This window comes from Flavobacterium beibuense (assembly GCF_004151245.1).
Taxonomy (GTDB): Bacteria; Bacteroidota; Bacteroidia; order Flavobacteriales; family Flavobacteriaceae; genus Flavobacterium; species Flavobacterium beibuense_A.
Genome location: NZ_JUIW01000002.1, coordinates 1 through 23,443 on the forward strand (window position 1 = coordinate 1; position 23,443 = coordinate 23,443).

At 36.6% G+C, this 23,443-nt stretch carries 18 protein-coding genes; 9 read left to right on the forward strand and 9 right to left on the reverse strand.

Features of this window, described 5'->3' with window-relative positions:
- From NU09_RS02155 to NU09_RS02180, 6 genes are all read right to left on the reverse strand, one after another.
- The coding region (locus NU09_RS02155) for a SprB repeat-containing protein (protein ID WP_129749614.1) at positions 1–901 on the reverse strand (901 nt) is incomplete at its 3' end.
- Between the two features lie 150 nt (positions 902–1,051).
- Entirely contained in the window at positions 1,052–1,609 is a 558-nt protein-coding gene (locus tag NU09_RS02160) for a phage tail protein (RefSeq protein ID WP_129749615.1), read from the reverse strand.
- Between the two features lie 137 nt (positions 1,610–1,746).
- Positions 1,747–3,216 (reverse strand): hypothetical protein, encoded by a 1,470-nt coding sequence (locus NU09_RS02165; protein ID WP_129749616.1) that lies wholly within the window; start codon positions 3,214–3,216, stop codon positions 1,747–1,749.
- Positions 3,217–3,337: 121 nt separating this feature from the next.
- Positions 3,338–4,009 carry a response regulator transcription factor gene (locus NU09_RS02170; RefSeq protein ID WP_129749617.1) on the reverse strand — a complete coding sequence of 224 codons (672 nt, stop codon included), beginning with the start codon at positions 4,007–4,009 and terminating at the stop codon, positions 3,338–3,340.
- A complete protein-coding gene (locus NU09_RS02175; protein ID WP_129749618.1) occupies positions 4,006–4,773 on the reverse strand; it encodes a sensor histidine kinase in 768 nt (255 codons plus the stop codon). The genes NU09_RS02170 and NU09_RS02175 overlap by 4 nt, the downstream gene beginning before the upstream one ends.
- Before the next feature lie 626 nt (positions 4,774–5,399).
- Complete coding sequence (locus tag NU09_RS02180) at positions 5,400–6,011, reverse strand: hypothetical protein (RefSeq protein WP_129749619.1); 612 nt, start codon at positions 6,009–6,011, stop codon at positions 5,400–5,402.
- 238 nt (positions 6,012–6,249) lie between these two features.
- On the opposite strand from NU09_RS02180, the gene NU09_RS02185 reads away from it, so the two are divergent.
- Positions 6,250–6,831 carry a PhnA domain-containing protein gene (locus NU09_RS02185; protein ID WP_129749620.1) on the forward strand — a complete coding sequence of 194 codons (582 nt, stop codon included), beginning with the start codon at positions 6,250–6,252 and terminating at the stop codon, positions 6,829–6,831.
- A gap of 244 nt (positions 6,832–7,075) precedes the next feature.
- Here the strand turns inward: NU09_RS02185 and NU09_RS02190 are convergent, their stop codons facing one another.
- Entirely contained in the window at positions 7,076–7,615 is a 540-nt protein-coding gene (locus NU09_RS02190; RefSeq protein ID WP_129749621.1) for a hypothetical protein, read from the reverse strand.
- 183 nt (positions 7,616–7,798) lie between these two features.
- On the opposite strand from NU09_RS02190, the gene NU09_RS02195 reads away from it, so the two are divergent.
- From NU09_RS02195 to NU09_RS02225, 7 genes are all read left to right on the forward strand, one after another.
- Positions 7,799–8,131, forward strand: coding sequence for a DUF6660 family protein (locus NU09_RS02195; protein ID WP_129749622.1), 333 nt, complete (start codon positions 7,799–7,801; stop codon positions 8,129–8,131).
- Between the two features lie 91 nt (positions 8,132–8,222).
- Positions 8,223–12,563 (forward strand): CusA/CzcA family heavy metal efflux RND transporter, encoded by a 4,341-nt coding sequence (locus NU09_RS02200; protein ID WP_129749623.1) that lies wholly within the window; start codon positions 8,223–8,225, stop codon positions 12,561–12,563.
- A gap of 3 nt (positions 12,564–12,566) precedes the next feature.
- A complete protein-coding gene (locus NU09_RS02205; protein ID WP_129749624.1) occupies positions 12,567–13,874 on the forward strand; it encodes an efflux RND transporter periplasmic adaptor subunit in 1,308 nt (435 codons plus the stop codon).
- A gap of 82 nt (positions 13,875–13,956) precedes the next feature.
- Positions 13,957–14,733 carry a zinc-dependent peptidase gene (locus tag NU09_RS02210; protein WP_129749625.1) on the forward strand — a complete coding sequence of 259 codons (777 nt, stop codon included), beginning with the start codon at positions 13,957–13,959 and terminating at the stop codon, positions 14,731–14,733.
- 421 nt (positions 14,734–15,154) lie between these two features.
- Positions 15,155–16,042 carry a PAS domain-containing protein gene (locus NU09_RS02215; protein ID WP_165357644.1) on the forward strand — a complete coding sequence of 296 codons (888 nt, stop codon included), beginning with the start codon at positions 15,155–15,157 and terminating at the stop codon, positions 16,040–16,042.
- A 47-nt stretch (positions 16,043–16,089) separates the two neighbouring features.
- Positions 16,090–18,165 (forward strand): response regulator, encoded by a 2,076-nt coding sequence (locus NU09_RS02220; protein WP_129749627.1) that lies wholly within the window; start codon positions 16,090–16,092, stop codon positions 18,163–18,165.
- Between the two features lie 118 nt (positions 18,166–18,283).
- Positions 18,284–20,155, forward strand: a complete 1,872-nt coding sequence (locus NU09_RS02225; RefSeq protein ID WP_129749628.1) for a patatin-like phospholipase family protein — start codon at positions 18,284–18,286, stop codon at positions 20,153–20,155.
- Between the two features lie 3 nt (positions 20,156–20,158).
- On the opposite strand, the gene NU09_RS02230 is transcribed toward NU09_RS02225, so the two are convergent.
- Together NU09_RS02230 and NU09_RS02235 are read right to left on the reverse strand one after the other, a co-directional pair.
- Positions 20,159–20,869, reverse strand: a complete 711-nt coding sequence (locus tag NU09_RS02230; protein WP_129749629.1) for a LytR/AlgR family response regulator transcription factor — start codon at positions 20,867–20,869, stop codon at positions 20,159–20,161.
- Positions 20,866–21,894, reverse strand: coding sequence for a sensor histidine kinase (locus tag NU09_RS02235; protein WP_129749630.1), 1,029 nt, complete (start codon positions 21,892–21,894; stop codon positions 20,866–20,868). Before NU09_RS02235 ends, NU09_RS02230 begins: the two co-directional genes overlap by 4 nt.
- Positions 21,895–22,059: 165 nt before the next feature.
- Between NU09_RS02235 and NU09_RS02240 the strand changes: the two genes are divergently transcribed.
- Positions 22,060–23,442 carry a TolC family protein gene (locus NU09_RS02240; RefSeq protein WP_129749631.1) on the forward strand — a complete coding sequence of 461 codons (1,383 nt, stop codon included), beginning with the start codon at positions 22,060–22,062 and terminating at the stop codon, positions 23,440–23,442.
- Position 23,443 lies beyond the last annotated feature (1 nt).

Consider the following 23,443-nt stretch of genomic DNA (forward strand, 5'->3'; position numbering starts at 1 on the left):
CACTTGCCGTACCGTTAGTTCCACCGTAACAGCTCACGTCTGTTTTTGATATTGTAGCCGTTAGTGCACTTGTAGGTTGTGTAATTGTAGCGCTGGCTGTAGCTGTACAACCGTTACCATCTGTAATTGTAACACTATATGTACCTGCAATAAGGCTATTTATAGTATTAGTGGCAGAAGATGTATTAGTTGTTGTTGAACCATTGCTCCATGCATAAGTATAATTAGGGGTTCCTCCTGAAGCAGTCACAGAAAGGCTGCCATTTGAACCACCATTACAAGCAATATTAGTTTGTGAGCTTATTGATGCGCTTAGAGCACAGGAAGGAGCAGCCTGCCATGTCATGGCATCTAAAGCTACATATGCTATATCACCTGTAGTAGTAATGGTAAATTTATCAATTAATATTGAGGAATTATTTGAACCTCCAAAATTAGCTATGTTAATAAAGGTAAAACCATTTGAAACTCCCAATGAAGTATTAAAACCTGAGCTGCTCGTGGCAGAAAATTGTGTTGAACCACCTAAAGACCCGGTAACTGTTACTGATCCCGAAACAGTTGTTATATTAGCTGCATTATCAGCCAGATATAGCCACATACTTTTTAAATAAAAGGATGTGCCTCCTGCAGCGGATATTGTAAACTCAACAGGAATTCCGGCATCTGCATTGCCATCATTATCTATGTATCTGTTGTCAATACTTGTTCCGTTCCAGCCTGTATCCGGATATCCGGTTTGTATATCAAAGGGACCTTGTGTTTGTGAAGTGATGTTAAAAACCTGGCCATTATCTGTAAAAGATGTCGAGCCAGAGGTTTCCGTTTCAAAAGTTTCTGTTGTTTGTGCCCGCATAAGCATACACAAAAACAAGAAAAATAAAAGATAAAGTTTTTTCATGGGCCAAAAAATTAGTTAGTCATTTTTTTAGTTTTTGCATCGCCTTAAATGCCGGGCAAAACCTACTTTTATAAGAAAGTGTCTAAATCAGTTAAATCAGACAACTAAAAAATTGCCTGATTTAAATATTTTTTAAGGTTGTTTAAAAGATTAGCTCCTTGAAGGGTATAGTCCATTTACACAAATAATATAATTAATGGCCTGATAAGGCTGCATATTATTTAAAGGGATTCCTGAACCTGTATTACCACAGATAGCTGTTTTACCATTTAATGGAGTATTAGGGTCTGCGTTAATATAACCGTAAGTAGGTGATGATCCTCTGCCGCTGGGCGTGCCCGGAGCAGCAATTGTAGAGCCAATAACGGGAGTTGATACATTTGCAGCGGTATTATTTACAGCTACCTGTACAGTATGGTTATGAGGAGGCATGTTGCTTGTTAATATTGTATTGGTTTCTGATCCTGCCGCTTGCCCTAAAACATAACTCGCGTGTCCTGGTTTTGCTCCTGCGCCAATAGGCACTGTTCCTCTTAAATCAGGTAAAGCAAAAGTAGTTCTGCCATCACCTCCGTAATATGAGCCTATTATTGAAAATAGAGCCTGATTTTCGGATATAGGCAGTAAATCGCCGTTACAATATTTAAAATTTGCAGGTAGGAAATTGCCTGCAAAAAGCAATATAGTTCCTAAATATTGATCTTCCATAATAATTTGTTTTTTGTGGTTAGTAATTGTTTTTTATGTATTGTAAAATTCTATATTAAAACCCGGTTGTTTGAGGTAGCAATTACCTGTTCTTTAGAACAGGTAATTTTACATACCTCTTAACTAAAAACTAAGTCTTACTGGTCTTTGTTTATATTACCCTGTATAGACCAGGCAAAATCTACCTGAGTTTCACCTCTAAAGATTGAAAGGTCGTTCATGCTTATGTACTGATCTGCAGTATAGCCTACATTACCCGAAACTGTAGCCAGCGCATGGCAACTCATACAGTTGGTTTGAACTCCGTATTCAAAGCCAAGTTTGTTAGGGTAAGTACCGTTCTTGTTTTGAAAAGTTGAAGGGTCAAAACCTGCTTCCAGATATGGGTTAAAGGCAATAATAGCTTCTACATTTGTATTAGTACCTCCGTTAATAGGCTGGTTAGGCCATACCATAGCATAAGCGGTAGCAACGGCATAATGTGCAGCAGCACCTTTTATTTGAGAAGGCCTTAAGTTAGCTTCGGCAGTAGAACTTGGTGCAAAAGGTGTATCGGGCTGGTAGCTCCAAAAGAAGGTTTGCCATGTCCAGTTACTTATTTCTTTAGTACCTACGTGCATTGCAACCAATAAGATAAGATCACCTTCCTTAAATACCTGAGGGTTATCTATATCTTCATTTTTGTTAAGAAAATCAGCGGCTTCTTTGTCAAGCTTATAGTTTATAAAGTCGCTAACATTACAGGTGGCATTTTTAATTTGTTCCGGCGACGGGTTTTCTGTAGTTACTGGAACCAGTTTTTTGTTTGCCGGCTGGCTGTTGGTTATATCTGCATATACATAGGTATTCCAAACAGTATCTTTAAATGCTTTTGGCGGAGTAGGAGTGCCAGGCCACGTAGGTATTCTTATTAATCCGTTTTTATCAGGGACACCTGTAAAATAGGTAGGTTTAAGCGTTATGGCATTGCTTGGGAAAGGTTTTATCCTGCCAATACCTGTTAGTGTATCTTTTGGCTTATAGCTGTTAAGTACAGAAAAGTTAAAGATTTTATTGTCTATAGCATATTGTGCCGCTCCCGGACTATATGATACAGTTTCAAACAACTGAAAGTTGGTTTGAACTACCTCTTTATTGGCTAAAAGTTGAGCATGGGTAAACTGTCTTGGTACACTAAGCTGTGTTCTAGCTGTTTTTACCTGTTTAATTTCCTGCCCTTTTAGAGCAACTGTACGGCAATGTGCGGCAACTTCTTTTACACCCATCCAGGTTTCAAATACACGAAGTGTATCTCCCTTATAGGTTTCGTTTGTTTTTTGAGTAAGTCCTGCCCAAATACCCCAGGCGTGTTTAGTGATATTATCAGTATCACGATTGTTAAGCCAGTTGTAGACAGCTGTTGAATCTTCAGGGAAATTAAATCCTGATATTCCAAGGTCTTGCGGGAACTCCTGAGGAACTATTTGTGCAATGTCCCCGTTTTCCGGTTTTGTTTCTTTAGTTTCCTTTTTACAGGATACTGTAGTAATAAGTAGTGAAGAAAACAGCAATAATCCGACCGTAGTCTTTTTATTTGTTTTCTTAACCGCGTTAGATAAAGAATACATAATGTAAAGTATTAATTGGTTAGCTTGTTTTTAACATCGCTAAAGTACTTTACATGTATATTTTACATAAGGAGGGTATTACCTGTTTTAAAGGGTAGGTATTTTTACCTATAACAAAGGTTTACAAATTAAGGTCGTGTATATTGATTATGTTGTGCTGTACCGCATAAATAACCAGACCTGCAATGTTTTTTGCTCCCGTTTTTGCAAACAGGTTGTTTTTGTGTCCTTCTACTGTTCTTGTAGTGATAAAAAGGGTCTCACCAATTTCTTTGGCTGTTTTTTGCATACAGATGAGCTTTAGTACATCTATTTCACGTTCAGACAGGTCATTTTCATCATTTAAGTCAGGTTTAGGTGATTTAGACGAAATCTGTTCGCGCATACTGTCTATTTGGTCTTCCATAAAATAAATACCTGTTTGATGGACTCTTGTAATTATCTCTTTAAGCAATACAGGAGATATACCTTTAGGCACAAAAGCCGAAGCTCCGGTTTTAAAAAGGAAGCCTAAAAAAGTGTTTTGGTAATGCGACGATATTACTATTATTTTTATTTCAGGATGGTTTGCTTTTATATATTGTGTAGTTTCCACACCATCCATACCTTCCATCTTAAGGTCTAATAGTAATATATCGGGTAATGCGGTGGCGGTTTTAAGTTTTTCAATTAAATCCAGCCCGTTATTAGCAGTAAATAAGACTTTAAAATTAGGACAAGTACTAAGATAGCTTTCCAGTAACTGTGCTATAAGGCTGTCATCATCGGTTATGGCAATCAGGATATCTTTCATTCAGATTCAATTTTTGAGTGATTTAAGGCTAAAATGGCAGTAGTCCCTTTGTTTCCTGTTTTTATTTTATGTTGGCCTTTTATAAAGAGCATTCGCAACTCAATGTTTTTTAAACCAATTCCTTTTTTTGCTTTTTCTACATCAAACCCTTTTCCATTATCTTTTATGGTTATAGAGAGCAGGGTAGGGCTCATTCTTAAATGTACAAAAACATTTGTAGCCTCAGCATGCTTATGTATATTTATTATAATCTCCTGTATAACCCTTACAATTTGTATTTTAAGATCGTTAGGAATATTTTTTTCACTGAAAATACTTTTCCTAAAAGTTAAACTAAATTGTTTTTTCCAGGGGGCAAGTATATTCTCAATTAGTTCATCAAGAGTAATGAATTTAGGCATTGGCGGTGTAAGATCGTGTGATATTCTTCGGGCCTCTGCTATACTTTCCCCTAATAAAGAGTCTATTTCTTCTGTGTTTTGTGCTGTTTGGTTTTTAAGCCTTAAAACAGTTAATTTTCCAATAAGGGAGTCGTGTAAGTCTGCCGCAATTCTGGTTCTTTCCTGTTCCTGTGCAATTATACCGGTTTCAAGGAGCTGCTTTTGGTGTTCTATTTGTGTACGCGACTCTTTAAGCCTCTCTTCTACGATACGCCTAAAGTTGATTCTTACCAGTCTTATAAATGAAAAAGCAAGAAGCGATATAATAAGCAGTACAATTACAATCCAGAGCGCAATTGTTTTTGGGTCGAGCCATTTTTCCATATTTCCTTTATTAAAAATGCGTAAAATATAAATGTTAGCAAAAGATTAGCAGTCCAGAAATAAAATTTAATTACAGAAGGAACATTAATAAGAAAATTAATTGGAAGGAAAAATATTAAGTGTAGCGAGTAAAAAATAATTATTGCTGAATTGAGCATTATAACACGGTTGTTTTTTTCCTTATGCTCTATTTTTTCAAGTAAATAATTAATGGCCATAAATATAATAAGGAAAGAACTCAGTGTTTTAGAATAGGTTTGAAACTCTGCCGGGGGTATGTTCCATAATGAAAATATTTCCCAAATAATATATATACCAAAAATGATGCTTCCAATTATTACAGGCCACACCTTTCTTTTAAAAAAACATATTTGATAGAAGACTGTAAAGAAAAAAAGTTCAAAAAAACTGAAGAAAACAATTAAAATAAGATTGTTTTTAGTTATTTCTCCTACAATACGGGTAGTAGCATCTGTTAACAAACAAATTACCAGGTAAAAAAAAATATATTTATATTCTTTCTTTAAATTTTTATAGTAATATAAACCTATACCTACTCCTGTAATAAGAAGTACAGGAGAGATAAAGGTCATATGCTTTAAAAATTCAGCTATAGTCATATTTAGCTATACTGTTGCTAACGACAATAAATAAAAAGAACTTTGCGGCAAGGCTGTATATGGAGGCATTGGAACCACAGTATCGTAGAAACTGGAGCTGCTGGCCGGATCGTTTGTCACTAAATCGGCATCAAAGCCGGTTGTTGCTTTTGGACTTGTTTTTAAAGCAAAAAATGTAACATACTCATGGTTTGGCTTCATGTATGTACTAGGCATATTGAAAACCTGAAAAATACCATCTGTTACAGCGGCTCTGCTTATTTGACTGTTTGCCCACTGCGAATAGTTCTTGCTCCATGCATTAATTCTATTTAGAGCCTCTGGTTCCGGGATAGTATGAGGGTCGCCTAAAACACGGCTAACCTGGCAAATTGTTATGGCATTAAATAAATCGGCCTCACTTTGATTAGTATCCTGATTTGCCGGAATAAGGAACATGTAAAACTCGTTACCATTACATACTCCAGGATAGGCATGTAAGTCAGAAGTAGTAGATTTAAGAGTGTAGGAAAACGCATTTCCTAAATTAAGGTAATTAACAACTTCAGTACCGTTGTTTCTAATATTATTCCATTGTTTAATGCAGGAAATAACATCGGATAAGCTTCGAAAAGTCATAATCTGGGTGGTTTTTTGTTAGACTCAAAAATAACTTTTTGTTACAAAAAAAACAAACTATATGTTAAAGAGTTTGTTTTCTTTATCAACAATTGCGGGAAAACCTGAATTTGGATTTCTGTAGTTTTTAAATTTTTGATTGTGAAATACTTAGTTATTGTTTGTTTTATTTACGGATGATTATAACGATTACTTTATCAGCAATTTTTACTTTTGCAGCCTAATCAAATAAGTTAAAATGAAAGCAGAAGATATAATAAAGCAGCGAAGCGGAAATAAATGTGAGTTAAGCGGAGAAGCAGATAACCTGAAAATTTATGAAGTTCCTTCTATAAGTAGGAATGGAGCAGATGCAGCTATACTGATTAACGAAAAATTTATTAATCAAATTGAAAAAAAGGAGGAGTTAGACAGTAAGTTATGGGAAAATATACTGTTAACTTCTATGTGGAGTGAGGTACCCGCTGTACAGGTTGTATCTTGGAGAATGCTTAACCGATTTAGAAACGAGAGCTGGGCTGCAGATGCTTTGGATATGATTTATCTTGAAGAAGATAATTTAGAGTGGGCTAAAGAAACAGGAGATCATTTAAGTGATGTTAATGCTTCTTTACATAAGGACAGTAACGGAAATATACTTCAAAACGGTGATACCGTTACATTGATTAAAGATCTGGATGTTAAAGGTTCTTCACTTAATGCAAAAATAGGTACGGCTGTAAGAAACATAAGGCTGGTGCATGATAACCCTGAACAAATTGAAGGTAAAATAGAAGGACAAATGATTGTGATACTAACTAAATATGTAAAAAAACAATAGTTATATAATAATAACAAAAAAGGGGAAGCTAATCAGCTTCCCCTTTTTTGTTATTATTATATAACGGATAAAGATAAATGTGAAATATTAAGAAATGACTATTTTAAGGTTTCAAACTAAAATTTCTTAACCATAAATTAACTATATTGCGCAGCCAGTTACTACAAATACCACATTTTATACCACATAAAAATGACTAATGTAAAATCGTTATTTACATTTCTGACTTTTATATTTCCGTGTTTTATTTTCTCGCAAAATATAAGCCCCAGGCATACGTCATATTTACCCCAAAATCGGTAATATAGCTTTGCTGTTCAATAAACAATGGAGTTGAGGGAGGGATATCTGAAGGTGATTTAACCGGATTGGCAGTTATTAAGGCGCAGTATTTAACTACATCAAGTTTTTCAAGTTTATTACCCAGTTCCAATAGTCGTTCATCTGAGATAGGTGCTTTAACCTCATAAGTATAAATCAGGTTTTTTACCGAATTGTCATTGCCTGTATTTTTAATAGCCAGCTGTGATAATTCTTCTGCTTTTTCAGGAAGCAAAGGATATGCTTTTTTTAAACGGGCAGTATATTCATCTAAAAGGTTTGTTATTTCTTCCGGATGACTGTTCTCGCCGGCAAAAGTTACATAAAGTCTGTGTGAGGAATTGTTAGGCACAAGTTTTAAATTTCCTTTGCGTGACTGGGCATTAGTTGGGATACCTGCCAATGCTGAAAGAAGAAGTAGAGGTAAGTACTTCTTTAACGGGGTTAAAGTAATGCGTTTCAATTGTATAAGTTTTAGTTAGTTTGTGCAATTTTAGCTATTTAACCTGAATGTAATTATATAGTACATTGGTAAAAAAGGCGACAAACAGATTTTTTTGTTCATATTTTGCTGTTTGAATCATAAAACTCCATTCCTTTTAAGAAACGGAGTTTTGTTTTACAAAAAGTTTATTAAATTTACCACATGCAACGCATCAGGCAAATATTAACTTCATTTCTTTCGGTATATCTTTTTGTACTGATGGTTTTGCCATGTACAGATGCTCATGCAAGTGTAAACAATAATAAGGCCGCACAAATTACTCAGGCTGATGAGGATGACCATCATCATACTGATATTGAAATATGCACACCTTTTTGTGTATGTGGCAGCTGTGTGGCAGCTGTAGTTTTACAACAGCTAACCGAGTTTACTTTTTTTATACCTAAACCTAAAAACAGGTTAATTTCTAACTTCTATCAATCGTTAAACCACGAGTTTTATGGCTCCATCTGGCAGCCACCCCAATTAGTATAATGATTTGCCGGTTAATAGCCGGCTGTAAATTCACGGCCTTATCCCAACCTTTAAGGCTGTTTAATAATCATTATAGTAATAAAACAAACAGATGTTAGATAAGATTATTCATTTTAGCATTAACAACAAATTTATTGTTGGACTTTTTACACTGGCGTTGATAGTTACAGGTATTTTTTCCCTAAAAAATCTTTCTATTGATGCTTTACCTGATATAACTAACAATCAGGTACAGGTAATAACAACTTCACCATCGCTGGCTACTCAGGATGTAGAACAGTTTATTACCTATCCTATAGAAATTTCTCTAAAATCAATCCCGAATGTGGTTGAGTTACGTTCCATAAGCCGTTTTGGGCTTAGTGTAGTAACCGTAGTGTTTGAAGAGGATGTAGACATATATTGGGCAAGGGCACAAATCTCGGAAAGAATCCGTGAAGCAGAAGATGTTATTCCTAAAAGTTTAGGTACGCCGGGAATGGCACCTATAAGTACGGGTTTAGGAGAAATATACCAATATGTTGTATTCCCCCAAAAAGGATATGAAGACAAGTATGATGCTACACAACTTCGCACCATACAGGACTGGATTATAAAACCGCAGTTAACCGGTACTCCCGGAGTGGCAGAGGTAAATACCCTAGGAGGTTTTTTAAAGCAGTATGAGATAGCCGTACAACCGGACAGGCTTAAGAGCATGGATGTTACCATTTCGGAAATATTTGATGCTCTTGAATCAAACAATGAAAATACAGGAGGCGCCTATATAGACAAGAAACCCTATGCTTATTTTATTAGAGGTATAGGTATGATTAACGGTATTGAGGACATTAAAAAAATCGTTATCAAGAATAAAAAGGGTATTCCGATATTAGTTCGTGATGTAGCCGAAGTTAATATAGGCAGCAGTATTAGATACGGAGCCGTAACAAAAGATGGTAATGGCGAAGAGGTAAGCGGAATGGTAATGATGCTTAAAGGTGAAAACAGCGGCGAGGTGGTAGACCGTGTTAAAGTCAAAATGGAACAGATAAGAAAGTCATTACCCGAAGGAGTCTCCATAGAACCTTTCATGGACAGGACCAAACTGGTAGATAAGGCTATAGGTACTGTGCGTACTAACCTTATTGAAGGAGCTTTAATTGTAATTTTTGTATTGGTCTTGCTGTTAGGAAACTGGCGTGCCGGTTTAGTTGTAGCTTCTGTAATACCATTAGCGCTGCTTTTTGCAATAACCATGATGCGAATTTTTGGGGTAAGCGGTAACCTGATGAGTCTTGGTGCTATTGATTTTGGTATTATAGTAGATGGTGCAGTAATTATAGTTGAGGCGATAATTCACAGGCTCGAGTCTGTCAAAAAGAGGGAACTTACTTCAGCTGAAATGAATGAAGAAGTTTACCAAGCCTCTTCTAAAATAAGAAGTAGTGCTGCATTTGGAGAGATTATAATACTAATAGTATACCTGCCTATATTGGCTCTTGTGGGTACAGAAGGTAAGATGTTCGGACCAATGGCTCAAACAGTATCCTTTGCCATATTAGGAGCCTTTCTGTTATCACTTACTTATGTCCCTATGATGAGTTCCCTTGTGCTTAAAAAGGTAACCGGACATACACCTAATTTTAGTGATAAGATAATTAACGCAATCTATAATTTTTATCGCCCGCTACTTAATAAGGCATTACAGATTAAAAAGATTATAATAGGTATGGCGGTTGCCCTGTTTATACTGACCCTATTTGTTTTTAAATCGCTTGGAGGGGAGTTTATCCCTACTTTAGACGAAGGCGATATAGCAACCCATCTTATTATAGCATCCGGAAGTTCTCTGTCGCAGGAGGTTGAGGCAACTACAAAAGCAGAGAAACTACTTAAAGCTAAATTTCCTGAAATTGATATGATCGTTACTAAAATAGGTAGTGCAGAAATTCCAACCGATCCAATGCCTATTGAGGCAGGGGATATGATTATAATTCTTAAGGATAAGAATGAATGGACTTCTGCCAAAACCAAAGAGGAACTTATGGAGAAAATGGAAGAGGCACTGGAAGAGATACCCGGGGCGATTACCGAGTTTTCACAACCTGTACAAATGCGTATGAATGAGCTTATGACAGGGGTGAGAAGCGATGTTGCCATTAAGATATTTGGTGAAGATATAGATATGCTGGTAAGCAAAGGTGATGAAGTACTGCAGTTGATAGAGGGTATTGATGGTGTTACCGATGCCAGGGCAGAAAGAGTAGCCGGATTACCTCAAATCACAGTAAGGTATAATAAAGACAGGCTTGCCCTTTACGGGTTGAATACCGGAGATTTAAACAGGGCTATCCGTATGGGGTTTGCAGGAGAATCGGCAGGGACTGTGTATGAAGGGGAGAAACGTTTTGATCTTGTGGTTCGCCTTTCAGAAGAAAGCCGTCAGGACATTACTAACATCAAGTCATTATATATTCCGTTGCCCTCAGGAAATCAAATTCCGTTAGAGCAGGTAGCTGAGATTAAATATGAAGACGGACCAATGCAGATAAGCCGTGAAGACGGTAGAAGGCGAATAGTAGTAGGGTTTAATGTGCGTGGTGCCGATGTGGAAACTGTAGTTAACCGAATTAAGGAAAAACTGGATGCCAACTTTAAACTTCCGGCAGGTTATTATCTTACTTATGGAGGTCAGTTTGAAAATCTGGTAGAGGCCAATAAACGCCTTATGGTTGCTGTGCCTGTGGCATTAGGCTTAATATTCATCCTACTGTTTTTTACTTTTAAGTCGGTTAAGCAGTCTGTATTAATTTTTACAGCTATTCCTTTATCCGCCATAGGAGGGGTGTTTGCACTTTGGCTGCGTGGTATGCCTTTCAGTATTTCGGCAGGAGTAGGATTTATAGCTTTATTTGGTGTGGCGGTGCTTAACGGTATTGTTTTGATAGCTTATTTTAATCAGTTAAAAGAACAGGGTATGGACGATATCTATGAACGAATAAAAGAAGGAACTAAAGTGAGGCTGCGCCCTGTAATATTAACGGCATCGGTGGCATCATTAGGATTTTTGCCTATGGCATTAAGTACTGGAGCAGGGGCAGAGGTACAAAAACCTTTAGCGACTGTAGTTATTGGAGGACTTATAACTGCTACTTTGCTTACGCTTGTGGTACTGCCTATTTTGTATTATTATTTTGAAAAAGGATTTACTGCCAGACCTAAAACAAAGGTTTTGACACTTCTTTTCATATTAATTTCGGTTACAGGAGCGAATGCACAGGAGCAGCCTATAGATTTAAATAAGGCTATTGGCATAGCTCTGGAAAGCAATAAGGGAATACAGGCTTCTGCAATGGATAGTGAAAGGCAGAAACAATTGAGAGGAACAGCATTCGATTTACCAAAAACAGAAATCACAGGGACTTTTGGTCAGGTGAATACGGCAGAAAAGGATAAGTATTTCAGTATTTCTCAAACCTTTAACCCCTTTCAGTATGAAGCAAAAAGAAAACTGCTAAACGAGAATGCAACTGCAGGAGAATTAAAGCTGGGAGTAACTAAGCAGGAAATCGTTTATAATATTCGTCAGTCCTGGAATGCCATGCTGTATTACAGCGAACTGAATAAAGTATTGCAAGACCATAATAAATACATGAAAAGGTTTGTAAAGGCATCCGATCTAAAATTCAGGGTTGGGGAAACAGGTTCTCTGGAAAGTACTACCGCACTGGCAAAGCAACAGGAACTGGAGCAACAGATAATGCAATATGAAGCATTAATTAAAGTAGAGAAGTCAAAACTTAAAGTACTGCTTGATCTTAAGGAAGGTTTTATGGTTTCTGATACTGTTTTTACTGCTTTACCCTCACTACAGGTAGCAGACTCTTCCTATGTTAAGGACAATGCCAATATAAAACTGGCTATGCAGAATGTAGAAATTGCCGAAGCCAATGTGAGAGTTGAGAAATCTGTATTATGGCCCGATATTACAGCGGGGTATTTTATACAGTCTATGCGTGGCATGCAGGATGTAAACGGTGTTACTGTTAATTACGATGGGGCCTTAAGGTTTCAGGGATTCTCTGTGGGAATAGGGATACCAATTTTTGCAGGAAATAATATTGCTAAAATAAAGGCTGCTAAAACCAATGCTCAAATACAGCAAATGAATGCAGACTACCTGAAAGAACAACTAAGCAGTCAGTATACGCAGCAATTAGATCAGTTAACCACATTCCAGTCGTTGGTTAATTACTATGTAACTACGGCATTGCCTAATGCCGAGGTTATATCAAACAACTCATCTAAGGCTTATCTAAACGGTGATATTTCTTATGTTGAGTATGTGCAGGGGCTTGAAACGGCACTTACTATCAGGATCAACTATATTAATGCCATAAATAACCACAATCAGGCCGTAATTAACCTTCAATACCTTTTAAACCAGTAAACAATGAAAAAGATAAAACTAAATATATCTCTTTATATTCTTACGGCGGCTTTTCTATTTGCAGGCTGTGATAAGAAAACTAATGACAGTAAAGAAGCTAACAATAAAGCGCAAGCCGAAGAGGCACATAATCATGAAGAAGAAGGTTCCGCTAATAAGGAAGTAGAGTTAAATGAAGCGCAGTTTAAAGCATCATCTATAGAGTTAGGTACCTATTCAATGAAGAACCTGAGTGAAGTTATAAACGCAAACGGATATACAAAACTACCTCCTCAAAATCAGGCAGATGTATCGGTACACATGACCGGTATAGTAACTTCCATTAAAATAGTTGAAGGACAGGAAGTGAAAAAGGGACAGGTATTGGCTACTTTGGAGAGTCCTGAGTTTGCACAGCTTCAGGAGGCCTACCTGACATCTAAGAACAATCTTGAGTTTCTTGAACTTGAATATGATAGACAAAAGATATTGAGTGAGGAGAATGTAAATTCTAAAAAGGTTTTTCAGCGTACAAAATCAGACTATGAGATTGAGAAGGCCAGATTTAATTCGTTAGATAAACAGCTTTCCATGCTACATTTAAGTAAGACTTCGGTTAATTCTGTTATGGCAATTACAGCGCCTATTTCAGGCCATGTTACCGAAATAAACATTACTCTTGGTGCTAATGCAGAAGTTGGTAAGCCATTACTTACTATTGTAGATAATTCAAAATTGCACGTAGATCTTTTAATTTATGAGAAAGACCTGTATAAGGTTAAGCCGGGGCAAACAGTTCGCTTTATACTTACTAATCAGGATAATACAGAGATTACGGGTAAGATATTCAATATCAGTAAGTCATTTGAGAACGATACCAAATCGGTAGCGGTTCATGCTGATATAGTTAATTCCGGTCAGTCATTAATTCCGGGCATGTATGTTAATGCACTTATAGATGTAGGTAAAAGAGAAGTACAGTCATTACCTAATGATGCTATAGTAAGGGCAGATGGCAGGGAATATATCTTTATACTTGAAGAAGAACACGAGCATGATAAAAAAGAAAGCCATTCTCATGATCACGATCATGACCATGATGCTACAGAGGGACACTCACACGACGACGGGCATGCTCATGAACATGATGAGGAAGAAGGTATGTACCATTTTCAGCGTATAGAGGTAAAAACAGGTACCTCACAATTGGGTTATACACAGGTTGCAGTACTTCAAAAAATAGATGATGATGCCAAAATAGTGCTTAAAGGGGCATATTACATTCAGAGCCATCTTATAAAAAATGAAGGTGGCGGAGAACACCATCATTAATAAAAAAGCTATTCATTTCTGAATAGCTTTTTTATTTGCCATAAATCTTATAGTATCTTTATCATCAAATAATAAACACCTCATGATTTATATTATACTGCTGGCAGTAATTCTTGTAGCCATTGGTTTTGTTTTAGTTAAAAAACCTAAACAGGCTGTAGTAAAAGCTTTTCCTGCCGAATGGCATACTTTGTTGTTAGAAAACGTACTGTTTTACAGAAATCTTTCAGCAGGAAAACAGGTAGAATTTCAAAAGCGTATTATGCTGTTTCTTAGCGAAGTGTATATAGAGGGGGTACAACTTGAAATTACTGATCTTGACAAACTGTTAGTGGCAAGTAGTGCTGTTATTCCTGTTTTTGGTTTCAACGAATGGCATTATTACAATCTTAGTGGTGTTTTACTCTACCCCGATTATTTTAATGAAGATATGGAGTTTGCCGATACTGCAAGTTCACGAAATATAGGTGGCTTGGTGGGTACAGGTAGGTTTGAAAACCAGATGATATTATCTCAAAAGGCTTTATATCATGGCTTTTCCAATACAACAGATAAAGGCAATACGGGTATTCATGAGTTTGTTCATCTTATTGATAAGATGGACGGTTTGGTAGACGGTATTCCTGAAAAATTACTGGGGCATAAGTATGCTATTCCATGGTTGGATTTGATACACAAGAAGATGGAAGCGATAAATGATGATAAGTCGGATATACGCAAATATGGCGGAACCAATCAGGCTGAATTTTTTGCCGTTGCTGCCGAATATTTTTTTGAACGCCCTGACCTGTTAAAACGTAAGCATCCGGAGTTGTATAAAATGATGGAGGTTTGTTTTAATACAAAGAAGAGTAAATAATTTACCTCTACATAATATGAAAAAAGCTCATGTTATCTAAGGGTATTTTAAAACCGTATACCTTTAGTAAATATTGGTTTATTTCTCAAATTATTCCCTCTGTTTTTCCTTTATTTATTAGTGATTACTTAAGAGTAAGTAAGAAATAAATTACTACCTTAGTAAGTAAGTTGCTTTAAATTTAAGTATGGTAAAATTAAATCTCTATCAGAAGTTTATCAGGTATATAGCGATTATACTTTGGGCTATCTCTCTATTCGCAATGTTAGGATGGCTCTTTCATATAGAGATTTTCACACAGGTTTATCTCGGGTTGCCTACCATGAAGTTTAATACTGCATTTTGCTTTTTTCTATTGGCATGCGTTATTTTCTGCACACAAGGGAGGCATTGTTTTAAGATTTCGGAAGTTTTAAATATTTTGCTTTTAATCCTTGCTACTGTAACCCTTGTACAATACATAGGGCATTTTGATTTAGGAATAGATCAGCTTGTTGTGCAGGACGAAAGAGGTATAGCCACAGGAAATCCTACTCCGGGGAGGATGTCTATGGCCACTTCGTTGTGTTTTATATTTATGAGCATTTCGCTTGTTTTGATAAGATCTAATAGTGATAAGGCAAAAAAGGTAGCAGCCTATTTTTCGGTATCTGTAATTCTCCTATCATTTTTTGCCATTACTGCTTTTATATATAATATTCCCACTTTTGATAAAATAAGGTTTATATCATCTATGGCAATTCACACAGCCATAAGCTTTTTTATGGCAGGGTTGGCAGTATCTCTAATTATTCCAAGATTTGGCATGACCGAACTTTTTACCAGCAAGAGAATAGGAAGTTTTATGATACGAAGATTATTTTTTCAGTTGCTGGTAGCAACTTTACTGTTATCATACATCATCCTTTATTGCTTTAGAAAAGGTTATTTTGCTGCCGATTTCTCAATTGCTATGGTAGCAGTTGTCTTAATTTTCGCAACCCTTATATTACTTCTTATAGTATCCCGCGGAATTAATCGTATTGATACGGAAAAAAGGGCTGCAGAGGAGGAATTACATGTAATCCACATGTATTTAAATGCAACCCCCAATCCTCTAATTGTAGTCAATAAGCAGGGTATTATAGAATTGTCTAATAGCCTGATGGTCGATATTTTCGGCTATAGCGAAGAAGAACTTAAAGGACGGGCAATTACATCTCTTATCCCCGAACGTTTTCATTCTGTTCACAAGCAACATTTGGAGCGTTATTTTGAACATATAAATTCAATAGAACAACAGGAAAAAAATACCAGGGTTCTTCGGTAATAGAAATCTATGTTAATAAAAATGATGGGGAGGAATTTCCTGTAGAGATGACCTTAAACTCAACATGGTCTCCCAAAGGTTTTATTACTGTGGCTGCCTTTAGGGATATTACCAGAAGGGTAAATGCAGAAAGCAGGCTTCAGGCAGCATTTGAAGCTTCTATTATAGGGATTTGGGATTATGATATCCTCCATAATAAAATTTACTGGGATGAAACAATGTATAAATTATACGGAAGTGATTCTAAGAATAATGAATCGCATTATGATTTATGGATAAGTAGGGTTCACCCGGAAGATGTAAACAAAATAGAATCGTTATTACAGGATTCCATTGCAGGGCATTCTGTTTATGATACTGATTTCAGAATAATATTACCGGGAGGTTCTTTACGTTATATAAGGGCTAAAGGCACGGTTTACAGGGACGAAAATAATAATCCTGTACGTATGCTGGGAACCAATTGGGATATTACGGGGCAAAAAACTTTGGAGGCATCCTTAACAGAGGCCAAACACAAAGCAGAGGCGGCAAGTAAGTCAAAATCTGAATTTCTGGCCAATATGAGCCATGAGATACGTACACCTCTTAACGGTATTATTGGTTTTACAGACCTGCTTATTAAAACTCCGCTTTCGGAAAGTCAGGCAGAATATCTTAAGAATGTCAACAACTCAGCCAATCTGTTATTAGATGTAATTAATGATATACTCGACTTTTCTAAAATTGAAGCAGGAAAACTGGAACTGCATTCTGAAGAGATAGATGTTTATGAGTTATGTGAACAGACTATTGATGTTATACGCCATCTGGCAGAACAAAAAAAGCTGGAAGTATTATTAAATATAGCTCCGGATATTCAGCGATATGTATATGCCGATCCGGTAAGGCTAAGACAGGTGTTGACTAATTTGTTGTCTAATGCAATTAAGTTTACATCTGAAGGAGAAGTAGAGTTACAGCTGAAATCCATGAAATCTGACGAAGAACAGAATGAAACAACCTTTGAGTTTTCAGTAAGGGATACCGGGGTAGGTATAGCTCCTGATAAGTTGCAGAAAATATTTGGTGCTTTTGATCAGGAAGACAGTTCTACAACACGAAAATATGGAGGTACAGGATTAGGTCTTACCATAAGCAACAAGCTGTTAGCCTTAATGAACAGTAAGTTGGATGTAAAGAGCGAATTAAATGTAGGTAGTGAGTTTTATTTTACAGTTAAATTTGTTGTTCCTGAACAAAAGCCTATATCAAAGAAAACCTCACCACGTAATATAAAGAAAATACTCATAGTAGACGATAATGACAGCAACAGGCGTATTTTAGAAGCCATGCTGGCAGGAATGAATATTCACACTGTTATGGCTACTAATGGTATAGAAGCTATGGAGCTGCTGGAAAAACATAAGGACTTTGATCTGGCTATAGTAGACTATAATATGCCTTATATGTCGGGAGTTGATCTTATAGCCCATATAAGGAATACCATGAAATTGTCTTCGGAAGAATTTCCTGTTATGCTTCTACATAGTTCTGCCAATGATGAACTTATTTTTAATGCTGCAAAAGAGCTGGAAATAAACTTTAATTACACAAAACCAATTCATTCGGGTAAATTAAAAGCTGTTTTAGATCAGTTAACTAATGATGACTCGTTATTTAAAGAAACTAAAAAAGAAGCTTTGCCTACTGCTAATGATACCTTATTCACAGGGAAGGACATTACCATTATGGTTGCAGAAGATAACCCTGTAAATCAATTGCTTGCAAGAGAGATTTTAATGAAAGTTGTTCCCGATGCCAAATTAGTAATAGTTGAAAACGGTAAAGAGGCAGTAGAAAAATACCAGACTGAAAATCCGAACCTTATATTTATGGATATTCAGATGCCGGAAATGAGTGGCTTGGATGCGACTAAAAAAATAAGGGAAATTGAAAAGTTAAATGGAGCTCATATACCTATTATTGCTTTAACAGCAAGAGTTTTAAACGGGGAGCGTGAAACCTGTCTTGAGCAGGGAATGGACGATTACCTTTCTAAACCCGTTGTGTTGGATAAAGTAAAGGGTATAGTAGATTCTTATCTTTTTTTTAATCAGGAAAATAAAAACGATGAAAAGTAAATAATCGTAATTTGTTTTTTGCTTTCTTCTAAAATGGTTTTTATTCCTTTTTTTCCGTTAGAGTAACTATCTTTAGGGCAATGGATAACAGCAGTTTCATATAATAATTTACAACCTTATGGAAAATAACGACCAGCCTTACCCTGATCCGCAATTTAACCCTTTTCAAAACATAGCCCTCGCTTTTTCAGGGGGAGGCTACAGAGCTGCGGCTTTTTCTTTGGGAGTACTTAGTTATTTAGAACATCTTGAACTTAACGGCTTACCACTTACTAAACATATAAGTTATGTAAGTTCTGCTTCCGGAGGTACAATTACCAATCTTTTATATACATCGGCCATACATAAAGGAATTCCTTTTAATGAGTTCTACGAACAAACCAAAACCAAACTTAACGGAGAGGATCTTTTGGAGAATGTTCTTACGGTACTTAATGATGATAAATGCTGGGAAAAGTATGGTGATGAAAAACGCAGAAACCTGATAAATGCCTTTGCCAAGGTTTATGATGAGATGTTATTTATGGGAGATACTATGGAAGTGTATTCCAATAAAAAGCATGTTAGTAAGTTTGAGGTATGCTGTAATTCCACTGAATTTTACAGAGGGCTTACATTTAGGTTTAAGGCAGACGGGACAAAGAAATGGTATCAAAGCATAGGTAACCGATACCTTAAGTTTGATAATGCCGGAATAGAAACATTTCAAAAGCTTAAACTGGCCGATGTACTGGCAGCTTCTTCCTGTTTTCCTATGGGGTTTGAACCGATAGTATATCCGGAAGACTTTACATATGATGATGGCGACAAAGGAAGGCTAACATCGCAGGAACTTCGGCAGGCAATTGTATATGAAGATTATAATGAGGAAAAGCGACATCTTTCCGATGCTTCTGTGACTAATGAGGAGGTGCATACCAGGCAGCCATTACAAATAAGGTCATTCGGACTGATGGATGGTGGCATAACCGATAATCAGGCATTAAAAAGTTTAATGCTGGCAGATGAAAACAGACGAAATAAAAAGAAGCCCAATCCTTTTGACCTGATGATTATTACCGATGTAAGCAGTTACTTTATGGATTATTATGAGGTGCCAAAGCAGTTTGAACCTAAAGGATGGAGAGGTAATAACATAGACCATTATGTAAAGGTTTTGCAAAAAGTAGTAAAATACCCGAAAAGAATCCAGTATTTCTCATTGATAATTGGTATTGTTTGTCTTTCAGGTGGTATTGTGTCGGAGAATTTATATGTTCGTATTCCCGGCCTGATAATCAGTGGAATTGCCATAGCATTCTTCACTATTATGCTGATTATAAGAAAATGGCCTGTTACCCGGGAAATTCTGCGTCAGCCACAATCTTTCGACCCGTTAAAGATAATACGTGAGGCATTGCCTGTAGAATCCTTTTCAGACCGTATAATAAATAAAATCATCAATTATCTCAAACTTACCAAACTTAATGTGTTGGAACAGATGCTAAAGGCACGCATAACATCGGTAATGAGTATGGTGATGGATGTTAACCTTAAGCAGGTTAGACGACTGATATATGAAATGTTTTTTGATGATAAACGTTGGGACAATAGGAGGCTGCCGAATTTTATTTATGAACTGAGTACCTATAATCATAAAAGCCGATATAATCGCTTGCATGATAAGGACCGTTTAGGATGGAAATTAACTCACGAGGACAAAAGATTACTTTGCGATGATTTAAATAAAATAGAAGTAATTGCCGAAAAAGCAAGAACTATGGGAACAACTTTATGGTTTGATAAAGAAGACCAGAAAAATGATCAGCTGGCTAATATTATCAAGACTGGGCAGTTTACTACCTGTATGAATCTTTTGGAATATGTTATAGCATTGGAAAGAAAAGAAGTAGATTTAAATGGGCAGAAAGATAACGTACAAAAGATTAAGGAACTTTTAATTAGTGATATTACTAATTTTAAGAAAGATCCCGGCTACCTATATAATTGATTTTTAAAAGTTATTGTTTTTTAACCTTTCGGTTAATTCCCTTTTATATGTTATTCCAATAGGAATAAGGGTCTGTTTTATAACTACATAATCCTTATTCATCTCATCCACTTTTTTAATAGCGATTATATATGATTTATGGGCTCTGATAAATAACTCCGAAGGCAAGTTTTTTTCCAGATCAGCAGTAGTTATGGTGGCTATATAGTTTCTCTTTTGGGTTACTATTTTTACATAGTTGCCATAGCTTTGTGTATATAGAATGGTGTCAATAGGTATGTCTATAGTATCACTGTCTACCTTAACGCTTATGTTATCCTGTAACACCTCGGTAGTTTGTTTTTGTTGTGATTCTCCTGTTTCAAAAAAGCGGTTTACGGCTTTTACAAAACGCGGATAGTATACAGGTTTTAGCAGGTAATCTAAAACGCCGTATTCATAACTTTCAAGCGCAAATTCGCTGTAAGCGGTGGTAAGTATTGTTTTTGGCGGATGTTGTAGTTTTTGCAGGAGTTCAATTCCGGTGATATCGGGCATGTCAATATCCAGAAACATCAAATCGGCATCATTTTCTTTGAGGTATTCCAGTGTGTCTTCACCATTATAAGCTTCAAACACCAGTTCCAGCAAAGGATTTTGTTTTATATAATTGCTAAGCACATAATGTGCAGCAGGCTCGTCGTCTACAATTATACATCTTACGGCCTTTGTCATAATCTTTTCAGTTTTACTTTAAGGGTAACCGTATAAGTACGGTTTTCTTCAATAGTAAGGTCATGGTCAGTACCGTAAAGCAGTTTAAGACGTTCCTTAGTATTTTTAAGTCCTATTTTGGTAGAAACAATATTCTTTTTCTTTTTAGGAATAGAGTTCTTAACCATAAACTCAAGTCTGTCGTCATTTACATTTATATCGATATCCACAAAACAGTTTTCAGATGTACAGGTTCCGTGCTTAAACGCATTCTCAATAAAGCATATAAGTAACATTGGCGGAATCTTATACGTGTTCTCCAAATCGATGGAGGTGTTAAGCGTAATGTTGCAACGATAACCCAAACGCTCTTTTTCAAGCTCTACATAACTGCTCACAAAGTTTATCTCATCTTCAAGTGGTACACATTGTGTTTCATGGCTTTCCAACTGGTAACGCATTAGCTGTGAAACGTGCATGATAAGGTCTGGTGTACGTTCAGGATACTGAAGGCTTATACCATATAGTGTATTAAAAGTATTGAAAAGGAAATGGGGGTTAAGCTGCTCTTTAAGTGAGTTAAGCTGAGCCCTGTTGTAAAGCAGTTTTTCGCTGTCCAGTTTCTTACTTTCACGGTAAAATTTAAGTATAAGTGTTACCGAGAGTATACAAATTAAGGTGGCTACCAGTGTAGCTGCCTGAAAGATATAGCTTTTCTGTTCGGAAGATTTATACAGGAAACAGTTTTTATAAATCCATAAAGTAGCAACCTCATATAAAAACAATGAGAATACTGATAGCAATGCCAGACTGGAAAGTATGTATAGCAAAGGCTTATGCTTTTTTAAAAGTATAGGAAGCAGGAAAAACCTGTTTAACTGTGCGTGAGAATATAATAACAGAAAATAAGCACAGCCCGACCATACACCACGCCATGACTTAATTAATATCCAGTCGTTAAGGGTAAAAAGCACAAAGGAGAAAACCAGAATAAACAGTTCCTGCCACCATTTTTTCTCCAAAATGCTTTTTATATACTTGTTCATCAATCTACATTTTACTGCAAAGTAAGCACTTATACTTTAATATATGCTTAAACGCATGACGAATTCAATTCGTCATTTAAAAAGGCAAATGCCCAAATTGGCATCATACATTTGTGCTGCATTAATCAAATGCATTTTAATAATCCTTACTAACTATTATTCTAAATGTACTTCAGGAAAATTATCTTGTTATTGCTTTTTTATTCCGTATGGGGGAATTCGCAAACCCTCACACTTAAGGATGCAATAGAGACAGGGATGTCTAACTATGGTATTATTCATGCCAAACAAAACTACAGCGATGCCGCACAGGAGTCGGTAAAGCAGGCCAAAAGAGATTATTTACCCAATCTTACCCTTGCTGCCCAGCAGGATTATGGTACGGTAAACGGTCAAAATGGTCCTTTATATGGTTTTGGAGGGCTTGGGGTCGCCTCATCGGGGCTTCCGCTTGCCGAACAGAACTGGAATGCTGCTTTTGGCGCGTTGTACCTTGTGAATGTTAATTGGGACTTTTTCACTTTCGGAAGGGCAAAACAACGCATCAAAATTGCCAAGGCTGATGCTGAACGATACCAGCAGGACTATGAACAGGAAAAGTTTAAGCATAAGGTTAAAATAGCCGCTGCTTACCTAAACCTACTGGCAAGCCACAGGCTTATGATTTCGCAGCAAAAAAACCTTGAGCGTGCCGAGGTTGTACATCATAATGCTGCGGTGCGTGTTAAAAACGGACTTTTGCCCGGTGTAGATTCAACCCTTGCGGCAGCCGAGGTTTCAAGGGCAAAAATTGCCTTAAACCAGATTAAGCAACAACTTAAGATTCAAAACAATGAGCTGGCAAATTATATGGGTATCGAAGCAAGGGATTTTGATATTGATACTTCTTTTGTTACTAAAGTACCGGCAGCTGTTTTAACTGCAGAGGTACAAAACGACAGCCTTAACCCAATACTGAAATTTTACAGGAGCAGGATTGAGATAAGCAAAAGTCAGCTGAGTTTATATAAAAAAGAATACTATCCTACTTTTTCATTATTTGGTGTTTTTCAGTCACGAGGTTCGGGCTTTAATGCTGACTATGCCACAAACCAAAACTCTTATACGCGTAATTATTTTGACGGAGTAGATCCGGTTAGGAGTAACTATCTGCTTGGAGTTGGGGTTACATGGAATATCACCACTATAGCCCGTTCTTCTAAAAAAGTAGCTGCCCAAAAGCTGATTGCTCAGGGCTTGCAGGAAGAATATAATGCCATAAGCAATGAACTTAAAACCCAGATTGATGCTGCCAATACACGTATGGATTATGCCTTACAGAATTATAATGAGGCTCCGCATCAGGTGGATGCGGCCCAACAGGCTTATAAACAACGTACAGCACTGTACAACAACGGTCTTACTAATCTTGTAGATGTTACTCAGGCATTATATACGCTAAACAGGGCTGAGACCGACAGGGATGTTATTTACACGAATGTATGGCAGGCCCTGCTGATGAAAGCAGCTGCTACGGGAGACTTTAACCTTTTTATTAACGAATTCTAAC

Bases quoted from the DNA above. Each gene is read 5' to 3' on its own strand.
- NU09_RS02240 (WP_129749631.1), top strand. From the start codon at position 22,060: ATGTACTTCAGGAAAATTATCTTGTTATTGCTTTTTTATTCCGTATGG.
- NU09_RS02165 (WP_129749616.1), bottom strand. From the start codon at position 3,216: ATGTATTCTTTATCTAACGCGGTTAAGAAAACAAATAAAAAGACTACG.
- NU09_RS02160 (WP_129749615.1), bottom strand. From the start codon at position 1,609: ATGGAAGATCAATATTTAGGAACTATATTGCTTTTTGCAGGCAATTTC.
- NU09_RS02230 (WP_129749629.1), bottom strand. From the start codon at position 20,869: ATGACAAAGGCCGTAAGATGTATAATTGTAGACGACGAGCCTGCTGCA.
- NU09_RS02220 (WP_129749627.1), top strand. From the start codon at position 16,090: ATGACCTTAAACTCAACATGGTCTCCCAAAGGTTTTATTACTGTGGCT.
- NU09_RS02185 (WP_129749620.1), top strand. From the start codon at position 6,250: ATGAAAGCAGAAGATATAATAAAGCAGCGAAGCGGAAATAAATGTGAG.
- NU09_RS02175 (WP_129749618.1), bottom strand. From the start codon at position 4,773: ATGGAAAAATGGCTCGACCCAAAAACAATTGCGCTCTGGATTGTAATT.
- NU09_RS02180 (WP_129749619.1), bottom strand. From the start codon at position 6,011: ATGACTTTTCGAAGCTTATCCGATGTTATTTCCTGCATTAAACAATGG.
- NU09_RS02210 (WP_129749625.1), top strand. From the start codon at position 13,957: ATGATTTATATTATACTGCTGGCAGTAATTCTTGTAGCCATTGGTTTT.
- NU09_RS02235 (WP_129749630.1), bottom strand. From the start codon at position 21,894: ATGAACAAGTATATAAAAAGCATTTTGGAGAAAAAATGGTGGCAGGAA.
- NU09_RS02225 (WP_129749628.1), top strand. From the start codon at position 18,284: ATGGAAAATAACGACCAGCCTTACCCTGATCCGCAATTTAACCCTTTT.
- NU09_RS02195 (WP_129749622.1), top strand. From the start codon at position 7,799: ATGCAACGCATCAGGCAAATATTAACTTCATTTCTTTCGGTATATCTT.
- NU09_RS02205 (WP_129749624.1), top strand. From the start codon at position 12,567: ATGAAAAAGATAAAACTAAATATATCTCTTTATATTCTTACGGCGGCT.
- NU09_RS02200 (WP_129749623.1), top strand. From the start codon at position 8,223: ATGTTAGATAAGATTATTCATTTTAGCATTAACAACAAATTTATTGTT.
- NU09_RS02170 (WP_129749617.1), bottom strand. From the start codon at position 4,009: ATGAAAGATATCCTGATTGCCATAACCGATGATGACAGCCTTATAGCA.